The organism is Kribbella sp. NPDC054772, from assembly GCF_053611945.1.
This window is the reverse complement of the sequence record NZ_JBSHBJ010000028.1, coordinates 95,065-112,130: the sequence shown is the minus strand read 5'-3', so window position 1 is coordinate 112,130 and position 17,066 is coordinate 95,065. Positions and strand designations below refer to the sequence as shown.

The following is a 17,066-nucleotide window of genomic DNA, read 5'->3' as shown; positions in this document are numbered from 1 at the left end:
GCACCAGCGCGGCCACGGAGTCGATGACGACGATGTCGATAGCGCCGGATCGGTCCACCCTTTGGGCGGTGTGCACGGGCGGCGGACCCGAGTCGGGGGGCGCTACCCCCACCCCGGGGGGGGGGGGCCCCCCATTCGTTGGTACTAGAAGGGCGATCCTTAAGATCCGATCGCGCGGATGTTCTCCGCCTGCAGACCCTTCTGGCCCTGGGTGATCTCGAACTCGACCCGCTGGTTCTCGTCCAGCGAGCGGAAGCCCGACATCTGGATGGCCGAGTAGTGCGCGAACACGTCCGCGCCACCGTCATCCGGGGTGATGAAGCCGAAGCCCTTGTCAGCGTTGAACCACTTGACAGTACCGACAGCCATTGTCTATCTCCTCGATGGCTATTAACAATCCGTGACCCACACCTCATGGGTCACGCGTCGCCGAAAGGCCCCAGACGACAGACCGGCCATGCAGCACAGCAAAGTCAGGGAGTCCAAAACTGCAACGCCATAACTGTAGCCGTTCTGCGGCTTGACGGTAGGGGTGACCGGAAACACGTGTCGCTGATTGTCGCGGCTCGCTACTCTCCGTACCTGCCTGATATCGGGCTCCCACAGGCCGCTCCGGAACCCGAAAACGGGCGCCGACCTGCTGGTTCGCGGCGGGCCGCCCGGTCCGGCACGATGGCAACGTAGGACAGAGCCCGGTACGCCGGGTGATGGGCGCAAAATTCTGATCAGAGTTCTCGGCGTGTCGCGCGGCTGTGGAGAATTGCGCGGAACGCAACTGGAGGAGGGCACCGTGATCGTGACCGTGACCCGGAGCGGCGGTTTCGCCGGGCTGACCAAGCAGGGCGAACTGGACACCAGCGACCAGCCCGACGCCGATCGGCTGGAGGCGGCGGTCCACGCGCTGACCGCCAAGGACCTCGGCACCGGCCGCCCGCAGCCGGACCGGTACGTCTACCGGCTCGAGGTGCGTGACGCCCACGACGCGGACGCCATGCAACACACAGTCGCCGAACAGGACGTGGACGCGACAACAGCCTGGCTGCTCGACCGCATCCTCAGTCGCTAGCGCCAGTCGATCTCAGGAGCTCGGTAGAAGTTGACGCCGAGCACCTCCCAGCGCGGCCCCTGCTCGGCCAGCCGGTCCTTGTACGTCGCCCAGTCCAGCGCGGACTCCTGCGACCACCCAAGCTCCGCGATCCCCGGCAGCCGTGGGAACACCATGAAGTCGACCTTCTCCAGGTCGTCCAGCGTCTCGGTCCACAGCGGCGCTTCGACCCCGTCGATCGCGCTCGCCGGCACACCCGGGATCAGCGTCGCCGGGTTCCAGCTGTAGGCCTGCTCCACGCTGACGAGCCCGGCCCAGTCGAGCCCGAGCGGCGTCTCCGCGTGGTACTTCATGTCGAGGTACGCGCGGTTCGCGGGGGAGAGCACCAGCGTCGCGCCCTGCTCCACGGCCTTCACCGCCAGCGCCTGCGCCTTCTCGTCCTCCGTGCCCCAGTACTGCACGACGGTCCCGGCCGGCAGCGGTCCGTCGGCGATCTCGTGCCACCCCATCACCGTCTTGCCCTGCTTCACCACGAGCTCGGCCGCCTTCGGTACGAAGGTCAGGTAGTCCGAGTGCGGAGTCGAGTGCGCCTCGTCCCCACCCAGGTGTACGACGTCACCCGGCGTCTGCTCGGCGACCTCGCGGAACACGTCGTCCAGGAACTCGTACGTGCGGTCCAGAGCAACGGTCAGCGTGCTGAACCCGACCTCGGTCTCGGTGTACAGCTTCGGCGCGACCCCGTCCGCGTTGAGCTCCGGGTACGACGCCAGCGCGGCGTTGGTGTGCCCCGGGGTGTCGATCTCCGGTACGACGGTCACGAACCGCTCCGCGGCGTACCGCACGATCTCGGCGTACTCCGCCTTGCTGTACGAACCACCCGTCCCGCCGCCGACCTGCAGGCTCCCGCCGTACTCGGTCAGGCGCGGCCACGAGTCGACCTGGATACGCCAGCCTTGGTCGTCGGACAGGTGCAGATGCAGGCGGTTGATCTTGTAGAGCGACACCCGGTCGATGAACTGCTTCACCTGGTCGACGGTGAAGAAGTGTCGCGTGACGTCGAGCATCACGCCGCGGTATCCGTAGCGCGGTGCGTCGGAGATCGTCGTACCCGCGATCTCCCACGGGCCGTCCTGCTGGGTGGATGCCTCGGCCTTGGCAGGCAGGAGCTGGCGCAGCGTGGTGACGCCGCGGAACAGACCCTCGGCAGTGGCGGCGGTGATGGTCACGCCGGACCCGTCGGCGCGCAGCTCGTAGCCCTCGGCGCCCAGTGTTTCCGGGCCGTTGGTGGACAGCGTGATCGTGCCGGCGCCGTCCTGGATCGGCAGGGCGAACCCGGTGGACGTCCGAAGCTGTGCGGCGAGCCGGTCGGCGATCGGTCGCGCCGAGGAGTCATCGAGGCCGATGGTGGCGTCGGTCGGCAGCGTGAAGGTCTCGTCGGGGAGCGCCTGCTGCGCGGTGGGCTGCGGGATCATGATCGGAGTGTTCGTGGACCGCGCTCTTTACGTCAAGAGGATTCAATATTTCTTGACCAGGGCCATCACCTGGGACACATAGCCGCCACCGAACAGCACGACATGCACCAGGAGCGGATGCAGTTGGTGCAGCCCGATGCGGTCGCGCCAGCCGTCGGCGAGCGGGTGCGCCTCGTCGTACGCGCGGAGCACGCGGTCGAGATGCGGCAGCCCGAACAGGCCGAGCATGGCGAGGTCGGTCTCCCGGTGACCGCCGTGCGCGGCCGGGTCGATCAGGTGGACGCCGTCGGGAGTCCACAGCACGTTCCCCGACCACAGGTCGCCGTGGATCCGGGACGGTCCGTCGGACGGGTCGTCGTACGCGCCGGACTCCAGCCGGGCGAGGACGCGGCCGAAGCCGTCCAGGTGGATGCCCTGGTCGCGCGCGGCACGCAGGTACGGGCGGAGGCGCAGGTTGGCGTAGAACTCACCCCACGACTTCACCGGGTCGACGGCGCGCGGCAGCGGGATCGTCCCGATGTATCCGTCACCGTCCCACCCATCCGGCGGTACGCCGAAGTACCGCGCGCCCGCGTCATGCGTGACAGCCAGCCGCCGACCGAACTCCTCAGCTGCCGCACCCGTTGGCTCGGCGGCGTCCAGCCTGGTCGTCGTCAGCTGATCAGAGGAGACGTCGAGCGGCTCGGCCACCGGCACCCCACCAGGTACGGCGAGCCAGCGCAGGCCGGCCGCCTCGACCTCGAAGAAACCCTCTGGCGCGTCAGGCCGACTCTTCACAAACTTGCGGCGCTCGGAGGTCATGCTCGGAGCATTCGGTCGACCAGCCCGTCGACGTACTCCGGGGTGAGCCCGATGCCGAACAGGACACGGATATACAGCGGGGCTAGGACGTGGTCCAGCACGTCGAGTGCGTCGAGCTCGACTTCGCCACGGTCGTGGGCGCGATCGAGCATGGACTGCAGTTGCCGGGTGCGCTCGGCCAGAAGGTCGTCACCCGCCCGCAGACCCTGCTCGCCGGTACTCGTCAGGGCGACGGCGAGGCGCACCACCAGCAGACCGTCGGGTCCGGTGATCTCGCGGGCCACGGCGGCAGCATAGGTGCGCAGGTCGCCGGCCAGGCTGCCGGTGTCGGGCATCGGCGACTGCGCGTTGAGGCGAGCCAGCGCCGCGTCCGCGAGCAAGGATTCCAGGCTGCCCCACCGGCGGTAGATGCTGCTGTCGGCCACGCCTGCGCGGGCTGCGACCTCGCCGACGGTGAAGTTGCCGTACCCGCGCTCACTGATCAGTTCGGTGACGGCCTGGTGCGCCTGCGCGGCGACGCGCGCACTGCGCCCGCCGGGCCGCCGGGCTCGCTGGTCCTCGTTCACACCCTCACCTTAACGCAGTCAGGACTTGCGTTTGTGAGTCGACGCTCCGTAGAGTCTCCTAACGCAGCCAACAACTGCGTTAGTGTGCTGATCCTTGAGAGGAATCGCCCATGGCGGCATCGTCCGCGGCCGTAGGCAGTCGACCCAGCCGGGCCGTGCTGCTCACCGTGACCTGCCTAGGTCAATTCATGGTCTTGCTCGACAACACGATCGTCGGAGCAGCGCTGCCCGACATGCAGCACCGGTTGCACACCGGGCTGACCGGTCTGCAATGGATCGTCGACGCCTACGTCCTGCTGGTCGCGATGCTGTTGCTGTCCGGCGGTGTCTTCGCCGACCGGTTCGGCCGCAAGCGTGTGTATCTGACCGGCGTGGCCGTGTTCACCTTGGCGTCGGTGCTGTGCAGCTTCGCGCCTTCGCTTGGCTGGCTGGTCGTCGGCCGGGTGCTGCAGGGCATCGGAGCCGCCGCGCTGAGTCCTGCCTCGCTGGCCCTGCTCGCCGCTGCCTTCCCGGTGCCGCAGGAACGCATCAAGGCGATCGGGCTGTGGGCCGGATTCAGCGGAATCGGTCTGGCCGCAGGCCCCGTGGCGGGCGGCGTACTGACGGAGGCCTTCGGCTGGCCCGCCATCTTCCTGGTCAACCTGCCGATCGGTGTGGTCCTTCTCCTGGTCGGTCTGCGGAGCCTGGAAGAGACGCGCAATCCGAGCGCCCCCGCGATCGATGTCCCGGGCACGGTGCTGTCCGTTCTGGGGGTGGGGGCGATGACCTACGGGCTGATCGAGGGTGGTGCCCGCGGCTGGACGTCGCCGCTGATCCTGGGCAGCTTCGCCGCCGCTGTGATCCTGCTCGCCACATTCGTCGCCGTCGAAGCACGGCGTACCGCTCCGATGTTGCCGCTGCGGTTGTTCCGGGAGCAACTGTTCACCGTGTCCAACACCGCCATGGTCGTGGTGGGGTTCGCGCTCATGGGGTCGTCGTTCTTCTTCTCCCAGTTCTTCGTGTACGTCCAGGGCAGCTCGATCCTGCGCGCGGGTCTGCAGACCCTGCCGGGGTCCCTCGCGATGGTGATCGTCAGTCCGTACGCGGGCCGGCTCGCTGCCCGGTACGGCTTCCGCATCGTGGTGACCGCCGGCCTGGCCCTGGCCGGTCTGGGACTGCTGGCGCTCGGTACCGTGCACGCCGACACCGGCTACGGGAACGTGTGGTGGCGGCTGGGAGTCGTCGGCGTCGGCTTCGCGCTGACGATGTCTCCACTGACGGGGGCCGCCATCCAAGCGGTCGCTCCACAGGAAGGCGGCCTCGCGTCGGGGATCAGCAGCACCACTCGGCAGATCGGCGCGGTGCTAGGTGTGGCGGTACTCGGAGCCATCGTCCGCACCCGGCAGTCCGGCGGCGCCTCCTTCGAGACCGGCCTCAACAACGCCTTCCTCGCTGCCGGGGCGGTCACTTTGGTCACCGCCGTGTTCACGGGTCTCTGGCTGGCCAGGTCGAACGCACCAGAGCCTTCTCAGCCAGCTGCTGAAGTGACGGCTGATCTCACCTAGCCGGCTCTTCGCAGACCTGCGGCGCGGGACGGTCGAGCTCGCGCTCTTCCACTACTGCCCGGCGTCGGCCGAGGAAGGGTTCGCTCAGCATCACCAGCGCCGCCACCGCAGTCAGCAAGCCGCCGACGAGTGCGACGCTCCGGACGGTGGTCGTGTCGATCAGTGCGCCACCGACGAACGCTCCAGCGGCGATACCGACGTTGAACGCCGAGCTGGTCCCGGCCGAGGCGATGTCGGTGCTGCCCGGCGCGATCTGCAGCGTGCGGCTCTGCACGGCGACTGCCAACCCGCTGAACGACATCCCGATCAGTGCGATCAGAGCGACCGTCGCCACCGGCACCGTGCCGAGCGCGTACAGGCTGAGCAGTCCAACGGTGATGACGCCGAGTGGGACGGCGACGGCGCCCCAGGGGTACCGGTCGAGCAGCCGGCCGGCGATCAGGGTGCCGGCGAATCCGCCCGCGCCACTGGCGAGCAGCATCGGACCGAGCGCGGCGGAGGAGAAGCCGGTGATGTCCAGCAGGAACGGTGTGACGTAAGTATTAAAGGTCAGGAACCCGGTCACACCGATCGCTGACGCGACCAGCAGAACGACGTACCGGCGAAGGTCTGGCGTGGTGCCGCGGCGGGCTGGGCTGTCCTGGACCTCGGTGCGTGGCAGCAGCGCCACGATGCCGGCACAGGCGGCGGCGCCGAGGCCGGCCATGAGCACGAACGGAACCCGCCAGCCGGCCTGCTCGCCGAGCCAGGTGCCCAACGGGATGCCGAGGATCGGCGCCAGCGCGGTGCCGATCGCGAGCCGGGCGACGACGCGGCCGCGCAACTCCGGCGGGAACAGGCTGGTCGCGATCGGCGGCGCGATCGACCAGAACAGCGCCTGCGAGAGCGCGATGACCAGCCGGCCACCGAACAGCACCTCGTACGACGGGGCGGCCGCCGACAGCGCGGTGGCGACGGTCAGGACGCCGAGCGTGCCTCCCAGGACGAGGCGGCGGGGGAGATGGTGCGTCAGCCGCGCGAGCGGGAGGGAGGCGAGCACGACGACGGCGGCGTACCCGGTGACGAGGAGACCGACCTGCGAGCGCGAGCGCCCGAGGTCGTCGGCCATCACGGTCAGCAGACCGATCGGCAGCACCTCGATGGTGACGAACGTGAAGGTCGAGACGCCGAGGAACGCCAGTGCGGCGTTGGCCCGGCGGGACGAGAGGGACATGATTCACCTGATCCCGGTCAAAAGTCTGATGCTGGTAGCGTCTCACCTATGACCGACAGTTCTCACGCGGAATTCCGCATCGTGGGCGGCCATCCGGCCCTCGATCTGGTGAACACGGTCAGCCCGCGGTTGCGCGGCGGTGAAGCCGAGCACGACTACCTCACATCGCCGGCCGAACTGCTCGCCTGGAGCCGCCGGATCGAGCTCATCGACACCCGCGATTTCAGTGCTGTCGAGGGCACCTGGCGGACCGCGCCCGAGCTCGCCGCGAAGGCGCTGCGTGCGACGCTCGAGATCCGCGAGGCGACGTACGACGTGCTCGCGCCGCGCGCGGACGGGGCTGCCGTCGCTGTCGACGGCGTCAAGCGCAGCGAGGGATCCGCGTTCGAGCGCTTGATGTTGCGGTGGTCGGCGGCGGCCGCGCGGTCGATGCTGATCCCGGACGCTGAGCGGGATCAGGGGATCGCCGAGTTGGTCGTCGGGACATCGCCGGCCCAGCTCGTCCCGGACCGGCTGGTGGTCGCCGCGGTCGAGCTGGTCCGGACCGTCGACCTGCGCCAGTTGAAGGCCTGCCCGGTCGACGAGGGCGGCTGCGGGTGGCTGTTCCTGGACCGCAGCCGGAACGGGTCGCGACGCTGGTGCGCGATGGAGGACTGCGGGACGCGGGTGAAGATCCGCAAGCTCGGCGAGCGCCGCCGCGCTACCGCCGTACCTGCTGTTTAGTGGTAGCGCGGTCGAACCTTCACTGTCAGCGATCGGCTCACGAGCCGAGAATGCGTGTCGAAAGGTGCCAACTGTCCCCCCGACCTGTCATCGTAGGCGGCCGGGCCTTCCGACAAGACGGGCCTGGCCTGTCCTGCCCCGAACAAGGAGCAGGCTGACGCAACAGAAAGTGGAGGACAGATGACGCAGGTGGCAGAGCAGCCGGGCAGTACTGCCGGGCGGCTCGGCTCGGTGGTGCTGGATTGCCAGGACCCACTCGAGCTCGCCCAGTTCTACTCGGCGCTGCTGGGGCTGGACATCGACGAGAGCGGTGACAACGACTGGCGGAGCCTGACCGGCCCCGGTTCGTCGTTGGGGTTCTCGACGCTGGCCTTCCGGCGTTCGGAGGAGTACGTGCCGGCCACCTGGCCCGGCACCGAAGCGCAGGACCTCCATCTCGACCTGATCGTCGAGGACCTCTCCAGCGGCCATGCCACCGTGGTCGCCCTCGGAGCCGAGCCGCTCGACCCGCTGGACCCACCGCCCGCGGAGAACGCGCGCGGCTGGCGGATCTACGCCGACCCCGCGGGGCACCCGTTCCGGATCTGCCTCGAGTGAGCCGCTGAAGAGCCCGTCCCAGTTCGGCTGGGACGGGCTCTTCGCATGTCAGGCCCAGTTCAGGTCAGTGCGCTGCTGCCGCGGAACGGGAAGTGCCGGCCCTCGTCGTACACCGGCCGTGGCTGGTAGCTGTTCACCCCCGGCTCGCCGCGCAGGTGGAACGCACTCGGGTACGGCGACTCCGCGTCCGTGATCCGCGTCGATGTCGGGATGTACCGGATGGTCAGCCCGCAGCGTCGGTTCGGGGACGTGTTCGCGTTGCTCCCGTGCACGATGTTCGGGTGGTGCACCTCGACATCGCCCGGCGCGAGCACCATGTCGACGGCCTTCGCCTCGTCCACCTCCACCGCGATCTCCTTGCCGAGCACGCTCTCGACGTCGGTGTTGTCGCGCATCCCGGCCACGCCGCCGCGATGACTGCCCGGCACCAGCCGGACGCATCCGTTCTCGGGCGTCGAGTGGTCGACCGCGAGCCAGAGCGTCACCACCTCCATCGGGTCGAGCGGCCAGAACGCGGCGTCCTGATGCCAGAGCACCGGCTGACCGGAGTACGGCGGCTTGGAGATGTAGTGCGAGGCGAACAGCGCGATGTCGGGTCCGATGAACTTCTCGGCGATGTCGACCAGCCGCTCGTCGCTCACCAACCGGACCCAGAACGGGTCGTCGCGCAGATAGATGTGCCCGAGTTGCTCGGGCCGTACGTCGGGATGCCGAGCCTGCAGCCACTCGACATGGTCGTTCACTTCTTTGATCAGGTCGGAGTCGATGACGTCGCGGAAGATGACATAGCCGTCGGTCTCATACATGCCTTCAGCGTGCGGGTTCGCGACCTCGCTGGACTAGCAGCCGGGCAACGAGAATTTGTACTGTGTTGATGTGCACCAGATCCTGCGGTTCGAGGCGCACGCGTTCGGCCGCCCGTACCACGCGGCTCGCGTGCGGATCCCCGCTCGTTCGCGCGACACCGAGTTGCACACGCATGCCGACTTCCACGAGTTCATGGGCGTCGTCTCCGGCAACGGCGAACACCTGCTGACGAGCGGCGTGCAGGTACTGCGTCCTGGTGACGTGGTCCTGGTTCGCCCGAGCGATCGGCACGCCGTGCGCGGTTCGGCACCGGACGGTCTGGAGTTCCTCAACGTCGCGTTCCCGAGCTCGCTGTGGCAGGGGTTCCTCGACCTGACGCGCACCGCCGACTGGTCCGCCCGCGGCCCGGTCTGCTTCCACGAGCCGGCGGCCGTCCCCGTCTTCGAGCAGGCGCTGGACCGCTTCCAGACCAACCCCAGCACCTACGACCTACTGCGCTTCTGGACCGATCTCCTCGACCTGCTCACACCGGGGGAGCCGGGCGCACCCGGCGTACCCGATTGGCTGGCGAAGGCCTGTACCTCGATGCGCGCCGAGGAGAACCTGCGCGGCGGCGTACCGCGCCTCCTCGAGCTCGCAGGTGTCAGCGCCGCCCACCTGTCCCGCTCGATGCGCGCCGCCTACGGCGTCACCCCGACCGCCTTCGTCACCGACCTCCGCCTCGAACACGCCGCATCTTTGCTAGCAGCAACCAACACCCCGATAGCCACCATCGCCACCCGCTGCGGCTTCACCAGCCAGTCCTACTTCACCCGCCGCTTCACCACGGCACACCAACTCACCCCAACCGAGTTCCGCCACCGCTCTCAACGCGCCTTCGTCCCCTGACCGTCGAGGTACTCGAGTACCTCCGGCTGGTTGAACCAGGTGGCCCAGCCGTGGACGTCGGCGTTGAAGCGCGGGTCGGTGAGGGAGAGGTCGGCGCCGCGGTCGACCAGGAACTTGAGGGTGTCCAGGGTGCCGGTGCCTGCGGCGAGGTGCGCGGCGGTGAAGCCGTCGGTCGTGCGTCCGTCGACGGCGAACCCGAGGTCGGCGAGTTGCGGGACCAGGTCCCAGCGTTGAGCTGCTGCGGCTTCGGCCAGGAGACCGGGTCGGGTGGCTGGGGTGAGCTTGCCGGCGAGCGCGTCCGGGAACGGGTCCTCGGCGTGGGTGCCGCGGTAGAAGTCGCGGACGGTGCCGACCTCGGCGCCGTGGTGGATGAGCTCGTCGAGGATGTGCAGCGCGAACGACGTACCGTCGCTCTCGGCATACGGGCCGGCGATCTCGCCCATCGGCCGGTCGAGGTCCTCTTGAGTTAGCGCGGCGAGGCGCCGGCGCCAGACCTCGTACGCGTGGTCGAGCGCGTCCAACGCGGCAGCGGCGGAGCCCGGCACCCCGGGTACGTCGTCCGTCGCCTCGTGCCCGAACCACGTCGCGGTCCGCTCGGCCTGCAGGATGTCGACGATATGGGTGATCCGCCAGGCCAGCGTCGTGAACGGCGCCGGCGCGGGCGGAATCCGCGACGCGTCAGCGACGTACCCGTCGGTGGTCTTGTGGACCGTCCAGCAACCGTCGAACGGTTCCCAGAAGTACTCCTCGTCAGTCAACCCCTGCACGCGCTGCCGCAGCCGCTGCCAGGCGAAGTCAGAGAGATCCAGGAGGTTCTGCGTGAGCGTTGTCATGTCTGCACGCTAGAACGACCTGCGGACAGGATCGGTCCGCAGCTCCGGGGACAATAGGAACAAGATGGATACCGCGACCCGGCTCCTGCGCCTGTTGTCCTTGCTGCACTCGCGTCCCCAGTGGGACGGCGCCGAGCTCGCGGCGAGGCTCGAGATCACGCCCCGGACCGTACGCCGGGACGTCACGCGCCTGCGCGAGCTCGGGTACCCGATCGACGCCGCGGCCGGCATCGGCGGCGGCTACCGGCTCGGGCCTGGCGGTCGCCTGCCACCGCTTCTGCTCGAGGACTCCGAAGCGGTCGCGATCGCCGTTGGGCTGCAGGTCGCGACGACCACGACGGTGTCCGGCGTCGAGGAGGCCGCGATCTCGGCACTCGCCAAGCTCCACCAGGTGCTGCCGACCCGGCTCCGGGAACAGGTCGACGCGATCGGCGCGCACACTACGCAACTCCCGCAGGGCGAGCTGCCGGCGGTCGACGGCGGCGTACTGGTCACCCTCGCCGTCGGCTGCCGGCACACCGAAGGGATCCGGTTCGGCTACCGCACGCACGACGGCACCGAGTCCGAACGTAGCGTCGAGCCGCTCCAGATCGTCCACACCGGCCGCCGCTGGTACCTCGTGGCGCGCGACCGTGATCGTCAGGCGTGGCGCACGTACCGCGTCGACCGCATCACCAACCCGCAGCTGACTGGTTCGCGCTACCGCTTCGACGACCCTCCCGACCCGGTCGCGCTAGTTGCCGAGGGCACCGGCGTCGCACCGTGGGATCTCGTCGCCCGGCTCCGTGTCCACGCCCCGGCCGACACTGTCGCGAAGTACATCCCACCGTCGCAAGGCATCGTCGAACCGCTCGACGCCACCACCTGCGAGGTCCGCTTCGCCGCCAACGACCTGGGCCCGCTGGTCGCCCAAGTCGTCCGTATCTACTGGCCCTTCGAGATCCTGAGCCCACCCGAGCTACGTACAGCAGTCCACGAACACGCCCGCCGGCTCCTCGACTCGTAGCATCGACCGATCGGTTGATGTCGGGGACGTTCCGGCCCGGGATTCTCGAAGCATGACAGTGATCGAGATCGAGAACCTCCGCAAGACCTACAAGTCGAGGACAGCGCTGGACGGCATCTCGCTGACGGTGGACGGCGGCGAGATCCTCGGCATCGCCGGTACGAACGGCGCCGGAAAGACCACTCTGGTCGAATGCGCGTCAGGCCTCCGGCGGCGCGACAGCGGCGTACTGCGGGTCCTCGGAATGGATCCGCAGACCGACCGCCGGGCGTTGCAGTCCTCATGCAGGTGGAAGCCGCCGAGGAGAACCGGCAGCCCGAGCGTCTCGACACGATCCGCACGCTGGCCCGCGACAGCCTCGACGAGGCTCGCCGCTCGATCAACGCGCTCCGCCCGGCACCCCTGACGTCCGCCGCCTTCACCTCGGCCTTGGAGCGTGCCGTCCGCGACTGGGCGACGACGACCGGGGTCGAGACGACTGTCGCGGTCACCGGTGACACCCGTCCGCTGCATCCTGAGGTCGAGAACACGCTGCTCCGGGTGGCTCAGGAGGCGCTGCGCAACGTGGCCAAGCATGCCGACGCGACGCGCGTGGGAGTCACCCTGTCCTACCTCGACGACGTGGTCGCCCTCGACGTCCGCGACGACGGCAAGGGCTGCACCCCGGGTACGTCGGAAGGCTTCGGCCTGATCGCGATGCGGCAGCGGGTCACGCGGCTGGCGGGATCGTTCGCGGTCGAGACCGCACCCGGCGAAGGGACCGGGATCTCGGCAACGATCCCCGCGACTCCGGCACCGGAAGACCAGGAGGACTGATGCCGGTTCGGCTGATCATCGTCGACGACCACCCGGTGGTGCGGGACGGACTGCTCGGGATCTTCGCCGGCGACAAGGCCTTCGAGGTCGTGGGCGAAGCGGGCGACGGTCCGGAGGCGCTGGCCCTGGCGCGACAGACCGAGCCGGATGTCGTGCTGATGGATCTCCGGATGCCGAAACTGTCCGGGCCCGAGGTCATCCGGCGATTGCGCGAACAGCAGCCGGGGATCAGGGTCCTCGTCCTCACCACGTTCGGCGACGATGCCGACGTACTGCCGGCGCTGGAGCAGGGAGCAATCGGCTATCTGCTGAAGGACACGCCACGAGCCGAACTGCGGACCGCCGTTCAAGCCGCGGCACGGGGCGAGACCGTGCTCTCGCCCGCGGTCGCAGCTGTCCTGACCAAGCGGCCCGAGCGGCGCGACACGCTCAGCCCGCGCGAACTCGAAGTCCTCGGCCTGATCGCTGGCGGCGCCACCAGCCGCGACGTCGCCGCCCGCTTGTTCATCACCGAAGCCACGGTGAAGACCCACCTGATCCACATCCACACGAAGCTCGAGGTGAAAGACCGTGCCGCCGCGGTGGCCACCGCCTACAAGGCCGGCTTGCTGCAGCGTTGATCAGGCGTCGACCAGGGCCTTGCGGATGCGCTTCTCCGAGATCGGGTACGGCGTACCCAGAGTTTGGGCGAAGAGGCTGATGCGGAGTTCTTCGAGCATCCAGCGGACCTCGAGCAGTTCCGGGCTCGGGTACTTGCCGGTCGGGACAGCGCGGAGGCGTTTCTGGTACTCGTCGGTGAGCGTCTGCACGATCGCCATCCCCGACCGGTCGCGGGCGGCGTTGGCGCCGATCTTGTCGAGGCGCTGTTCCATGCCCCGCAGATACCGGACCAGGTCAGGCAGTCGCTTGGCGCCCGTCTCGGTGATGAACCCGGGGTGGACCAGGGCTTCGAGCTGACCGCGGACATCCGAGAGCGCGGCGAGCAGCGTCGGGCTCGAGGCCCGGGAGATCTGCTTGTCGACGGTCCGGACATTCGCGAGGACCTGCTCGACCTGCCGGAGGATCGTCAGCACCGTGTCCGCGAGCTCCGACCGTACGGCGTCGCGCAGGATCGAGAACGCGGTCAGATTCCACGCCGGACCGCCCGCACCAGCCATTAGCTGGTCAACCGCGGCCGAGATCGCGTCGTCGAGGAGCTCGCCGACGTTCCGGTGCGGTCCGGACAGCAGCGTCAGCTTCTGAGCAGAGGTGAGGTGACGCTGGACGACCTCGATCACCGACGGCATCGTCAGCAACAGCAGCCGTCGCGTGCCGGCCCACATCGCCGCGGCCTGGTCGCGCTCGGTCTCCTGGAGCCGGATCGCTACCGTCTTGCCCTCGTCGACGAGCGCCGGGTAGCCGGCGACCGTCAGGCCGTTACGGTGCTCGGAGAAGCTCCGCGGCAGGTCGCCGAAGGTCCAGTCGGTCAGACCCGACTTCTCCAGCCCGCTGACCGCCTTGGAGGCGACCTGCGAGATCGCGGCCGTCGTCTTCGGCTTCAGCTTCTGCTTCAGCGCGGCAAGATCCTTGCCCTCGGCCACGGTCTTGCGCTTGTCGTCCTCGACCCGGAACGTCATCCGCAGGTGCTCGGGCACCCGGCTCCAGTCCCAGTCGCTCGACTCGATCACGACGCCGCGGAGCTCGCGCAGCGCGCGGGCCATCGCGTCGGTGAGCGCACCGGACGCCGGGTCGAGCTGGGGGAGGATCTGTCGCGCGTGGTCCGGTGCCGGCACGATGTTCCGCCGGATGTGCTTCGGCAACGACTTGATCAGCGTCGTGACCAGTTCCTCGCGGAACCCGGGAACGGTCCACTCGAAGCCGTCCGCGCTGACCTGGTTGAGAACGAGCAGCGGGATGTGCACGGTGACACCGTCGGCGTCCGTCCCCGGCTCGAACGCGTACGTGAGGTCGAACGTCATCCCGTTCTGCACCCAGTGCAGCGGGAACTCGTCCTCCTTGACCTCCGCACCCTCGCGCACCACCAGCGACCGCTCGAAGTCGAGCAGGTCGGCGTCGCGCTGCCGAGCCGTCTTCCACCAGGTGTCGAAGTGCCGCCCGGTGACGACCTCGGCGCCGATCCGCTCGTCGTAGAACGCGAACAGCGTCTCGTCGTCGACCAGCAGGTCGCGCCGCCGGGTCCGCTCCTCGAGCTCCTCGACCTCTTCGATCAGCTTCCGGTTCTCGTGGAAGAACTTGTGGTGGGTGTCCCAGTCGCCCTCGACCAGCGCGTGCCGGATGAAGAGCTCGCGCGACACCTCCGGGTCGACCTTCCCGTAGTTCACCTTGCGCCGCGCGACGATCGGTACGCCGTACAGCGTGACCTTCTCGTACGCCATCACGGCACCGGCCTTGCGTTCCCAGTGCGGCTCGGAGTACGACCGTTTGATCAGGTGCGGCGCGAGCTCCTCGGCCCATTCGGGCTCGATCTTCGCGTTCACCCGCGCCCACAGTTTGGACGTCTCGACCAGCTCGGCGGCCATCACGAACTGCGGCGGCTTCTTGAACAGCCCGGAGCCCGGGAAGATCGCGAACTTCGTCCCGCGCGCCCCGAGGTACTGGTGCTGGTTCGACGGGTCCTTCATCCCCAGGTGACTGAGCAGACCGGACATCAGCGAGACGTGCACGATCTGCGGATCGGCCGGCTCCCCACTGTTCAGCCGTACGCCGATCTGCGTCGCGATCTGCCGCAGTTGCGCGTAGATGTCCTGCCACTCGCGGACCCGGAGATAGTTCAGGTACTCGCTGCGGCACATTCGGCGGAACTGGTTACCGGACAGCTCCTTCTGCTGCTTCTTCAGGTAGCCCCAGAGGTTCAGGTACCCGAGGAAGTCGCTGTTCGGGTCGCGGAACCTAGCGTGCGCCTGCTGCGCCTGCGCCTCGGCGTCCGTCGGCCGTTCGCGCGGGTCCTGGATCGAGAGCGCGGCCGCGATCACCATCACCTCGCGGACGCAGCCGTGCTTGTCCGCCTCGACGACCATCCGGGCCAGCCGCGGGTCGAGCGGGATCAGTGCGAGCTGCCGCCCGATCGGGGTCAGCCGACCGCCCTTCGGCGACTCGATCGCGCCGAGCTCGGTCAGCAGCTGCAGACCGTCGGTGATGCTGCGCTTGTCGGGCTCGTCGATGAACGGGAACGCCGCGATGTCACCGAGCCCGATCGCGGTCATCTGCAGGATGACCGAGGCGAGGTTCGTGCGGAGGATCTCCGGGTCGGTGAACTCGGGGCGGTTCTCGAAGTCCTCCTCGGAGTACAGCCGGATGCAGATGCCGTCGCTGGTCCGGCCGCTGCGGCCCTTGCGCTGGTTGGCGCTCGCCTGCGAGACCGGTTCGATCGGCAGGTGCTGGACCTTGGTGCGGTGCGAGTACCGCGAGATGCGCGCCGTACCGGGGTCGACGACGTACTTGATGCCGGGGACCGTCAGCGAGGTCTCGGCGACGTTGGTGGCGAGCACGATGCGGCGGTTCGAGTGCGGCTGGAAGACGCGGTGCTGCTCGGCGTTCGAGAGTCGCGCGTACAGCGGGAGGACCTCGACCGCGCCGGGTTTGCCGCGCTGCGCGGCGTACTTGTCGTTGAGCGCGTCGGCGGTGTCGCGGATCTCGCGCTCGCCGCTGAGGAAGACGAGTACGTCGCCGGACGCCTCGTACTCGAGCTCGTCGACGGCGTCCAGGATCGCCTGCGTCTGGTCGCGGTCAATGGTCGAAGGATCGTCGGGGTCGTTGACCGGGCGGTACCGGACCTCGACCGGGTAGGTGCGGCCGGAGACCTCGACGATCGGCGCCGGCGTGCCGTCGGCGGCGGCGAAGTGCGCCGCGAAGCGCTCCGGGTCGATGGTGGCCGAGGTGATGATCACCTTGAGGTCGGGGCGCCGGGGGAGCAGGCGCTTGAGGTAACCGAGGATGAAGTCGATGTTCAGGCTGCGCTCGTGCGCCTCGTCGATGATCAGCGTGTCGTAGCGGGACAGGTCGCGGTCGCGCTGCAGCTCGTTGAGCAGGATGCCGTCGGTCATCAACTTGACCAGCGACCGCTCGCTGACCTTGTCGGTGAACCGGACCGCGAACCCGATCGTCTCGCCCAGCTCGGTCCCGAGCTCCTCGGCGATCCGCTCCGCGACGGTGCGCGCGGCGAGCCGTCGGGGCTGGGTGTGGCCGATCATGCCGTGGATCCCGCGACCGAGCTCGAGACAGATCTTCGGGATCTGCGTGGTCTTGCCGGAGCCGGTCTCACCCGCGACGACCACGACCTGGTGCTCGCGGATCGCGTCGGCGATCTCGTCCTTGAGCTGGCTGACCGGCAACTCTTCCGGGTAGATGATCTCCGGTACGGCGTTCCGGCGTACCTCGACCCGTCGCTCGGCCTGCTCGACCGCGCCGATCACCCCGCGGAGCTCAGCACCCCGCTTCGCGTCGGCCGTCCGCCGAACCCGCTCCAGCCGGCGGCCCAACTGCTGCCGATCGTACGCCGTCAGATCCTCGAGCCGCGCGGCCACGTCGGACAGACTCAGCTCGCCCTCGGAGGACTCGGCAGGGGGAGCGGCCGGCGGGTTGGTGGCTTTTCGGCCCTTCCCGCCGCGGCGCCGGCGTCGCGGCGGCGCTTGGTCCTGGGAGGGGACGGGGGAGGGACTCGGGGACTCGGTCCGGGCATCAGGCATAACCCGACCAGTTTAGGCGGCCGACACCAGCACCTCACCCGGATTACCCGAACGCCCAGGCCATCACAAT

Annotated in this window: 17 protein-coding genes; 9 read left to right on the top strand and 8 right to left on the bottom strand. The window is 68.9% G+C overall.

What is annotated here, in order from left to right; genetic code table 11:
- Positions 1-159 precede the first annotated feature (159 nt).
- Positions 160-369, bottom strand: coding sequence for a cold-shock protein (locus ACWGID_RS32015; protein ID WP_130385526.1), 210 nt, complete (start codon positions 367-369; stop codon positions 160-162).
- Between the two features lie 421 nt (positions 370-790).
- Between ACWGID_RS32015 and ACWGID_RS32010 the strand changes: the two genes are divergently transcribed.
- Positions 791-1,066 carry a protealysin inhibitor emfourin gene (locus tag ACWGID_RS32010; RefSeq protein ID WP_452202943.1) on the top strand — a complete coding sequence of 92 codons (276 nt, stop codon included), beginning with the start codon at positions 791-793 and terminating at the stop codon, positions 1,064-1,066.
- Here ACWGID_RS32010 and ACWGID_RS32005 read toward each other — a convergent pair.
- From ACWGID_RS32005 to ACWGID_RS31995, 3 genes are read right to left on the bottom strand one after another with little or no spacing between them, the layout of a single operon-like run.
- Positions 1,063-2,517, bottom strand: a complete 1,455-nt coding sequence (locus tag ACWGID_RS32005; protein ID WP_452202941.1) for a beta-N-acetylhexosaminidase — start codon at positions 2,515-2,517, stop codon at positions 1,063-1,065. The two genes, ACWGID_RS32010 and ACWGID_RS32005, sit on opposite strands and share 4 nt — an antisense overlap.
- A gap of 42 nt (positions 2,518-2,559) precedes the next feature.
- Positions 2,560-3,318, bottom strand: coding sequence for a fructosamine kinase family protein (locus tag ACWGID_RS32000; protein WP_452202939.1), 759 nt, complete (start codon positions 3,316-3,318; stop codon positions 2,560-2,562).
- Complete coding sequence (locus ACWGID_RS31995; protein WP_452202938.1) at positions 3,315-3,884, bottom strand: TetR/AcrR family transcriptional regulator; 570 nt, start codon at positions 3,882-3,884, stop codon at positions 3,315-3,317. Before ACWGID_RS31995 ends, ACWGID_RS32000 begins: the two co-directional genes overlap by 4 nt.
- 110 nt (positions 3,885-3,994) lie before the next feature.
- Between ACWGID_RS31995 and ACWGID_RS31990 the strand changes: the two genes are divergently transcribed.
- Entirely contained in the window at positions 3,995-5,428 is a 1,434-nt protein-coding gene (locus tag ACWGID_RS31990; protein WP_452202936.1) for an MFS transporter, read from the top strand.
- Here the strand turns inward: ACWGID_RS31990 and ACWGID_RS31985 are convergent.
- A complete protein-coding gene (locus tag ACWGID_RS31985) occupies positions 5,421-6,641 on the bottom strand; it encodes an MFS transporter (RefSeq protein ID WP_452202934.1) in 1,221 nt (406 codons plus the stop codon). The genes ACWGID_RS31990 and ACWGID_RS31985 overlap by 8 nt on opposite strands.
- 48 nt (positions 6,642-6,689) lie before the next feature.
- Here ACWGID_RS31985 and ACWGID_RS31980 point away from each other — a divergent pair, with 48 nt between their 5' ends.
- Positions 6,690-7,364 (top strand): CGNR zinc finger domain-containing protein, encoded by a 675-nt coding sequence (locus ACWGID_RS31980; RefSeq protein ID WP_452202933.1) that lies wholly within the window; start codon positions 6,690-6,692, stop codon positions 7,362-7,364.
- A gap of 180 nt (positions 7,365-7,544) precedes the next feature.
- Positions 7,545-7,961: a VOC family protein gene (locus ACWGID_RS31975; RefSeq protein WP_452202931.1), complete on the top strand. Its 417-nt coding sequence runs from the start codon at positions 7,545-7,547 to the stop codon at positions 7,959-7,961.
- A 59-nt stretch (positions 7,962-8,020) separates the two neighbouring features.
- Here ACWGID_RS31975 and ACWGID_RS31970 read toward each other — a convergent pair whose 3' ends face one another.
- On the bottom strand, positions 8,021-8,767 hold the full coding sequence (locus ACWGID_RS31970; RefSeq protein WP_452202929.1) for a phytanoyl-CoA dioxygenase family protein: 747 nt from the start codon (positions 8,765-8,767) through the stop codon (positions 8,021-8,023).
- A 70-nt stretch (positions 8,768-8,837) separates the two neighbouring features.
- Between ACWGID_RS31970 and ACWGID_RS31965 the strand changes: the two genes are divergently transcribed.
- On the top strand, positions 8,838-9,656 hold the full coding sequence (locus tag ACWGID_RS31965) for a helix-turn-helix domain-containing protein (RefSeq protein WP_452202927.1): 819 nt from the start codon (positions 8,838-8,840) through the stop codon (positions 9,654-9,656).
- On the opposite strand, the gene ACWGID_RS31960 is transcribed toward ACWGID_RS31965, so the two are convergent.
- Positions 9,635-10,489: a DinB family protein gene (locus tag ACWGID_RS31960; protein ID WP_452202925.1), complete on the bottom strand. Its 855-nt coding sequence runs from the start codon at positions 10,487-10,489 to the stop codon at positions 9,635-9,637. The two genes, ACWGID_RS31965 and ACWGID_RS31960, sit on opposite strands and share 22 nt — an antisense overlap.
- A gap of 64 nt (positions 10,490-10,553) precedes the next feature.
- On the opposite strand from ACWGID_RS31960, the gene ACWGID_RS31955 reads away from it, so the two are divergent.
- From ACWGID_RS31955 to ACWGID_RS31940, 4 genes are read left to right on the top strand one after another with little or no spacing between them, the layout of a single operon-like run.
- Positions 10,554-11,495 carry a helix-turn-helix transcriptional regulator gene (locus ACWGID_RS31955; protein ID WP_452202923.1) on the top strand — a complete coding sequence of 314 codons (942 nt, stop codon included), beginning with the start codon at positions 10,554-10,556 and terminating at the stop codon, positions 11,493-11,495.
- A 52-nt stretch (positions 11,496-11,547) separates the two neighbouring features.
- On the top strand, positions 11,548-11,901 hold the full coding sequence (locus ACWGID_RS31950; RefSeq protein WP_452202921.1) for an ATP-binding cassette domain-containing protein: 354 nt from the start codon (positions 11,548-11,550) through the stop codon (positions 11,899-11,901).
- On the top strand, positions 11,784-12,311 hold the full coding sequence (locus tag ACWGID_RS31945) for a sensor histidine kinase (protein ID WP_452202951.1): 528 nt from the start codon (positions 11,784-11,786) through the stop codon (positions 12,309-12,311). Before ACWGID_RS31950 ends, ACWGID_RS31945 begins: the two co-directional genes overlap by 118 nt.
- Entirely contained in the window at positions 12,311-12,931 is a 621-nt protein-coding gene (locus ACWGID_RS31940; protein WP_452202919.1) for a response regulator, read from the top strand. The genes ACWGID_RS31945 and ACWGID_RS31940 overlap by 1 nt, the downstream gene beginning before the upstream one ends.
- Here the strand turns inward: ACWGID_RS31940 and hrpA are convergent, their stop codons facing one another.
- Positions 12,932-16,996, bottom strand: coding sequence for an ATP-dependent RNA helicase HrpA (hrpA, locus tag ACWGID_RS31935; RefSeq protein WP_452202917.1), 4,065 nt, complete (start codon positions 16,994-16,996; stop codon positions 12,932-12,934). It abuts the gene before it with no gap.
- Positions 16,997-17,066 lie beyond the last annotated feature (70 nt).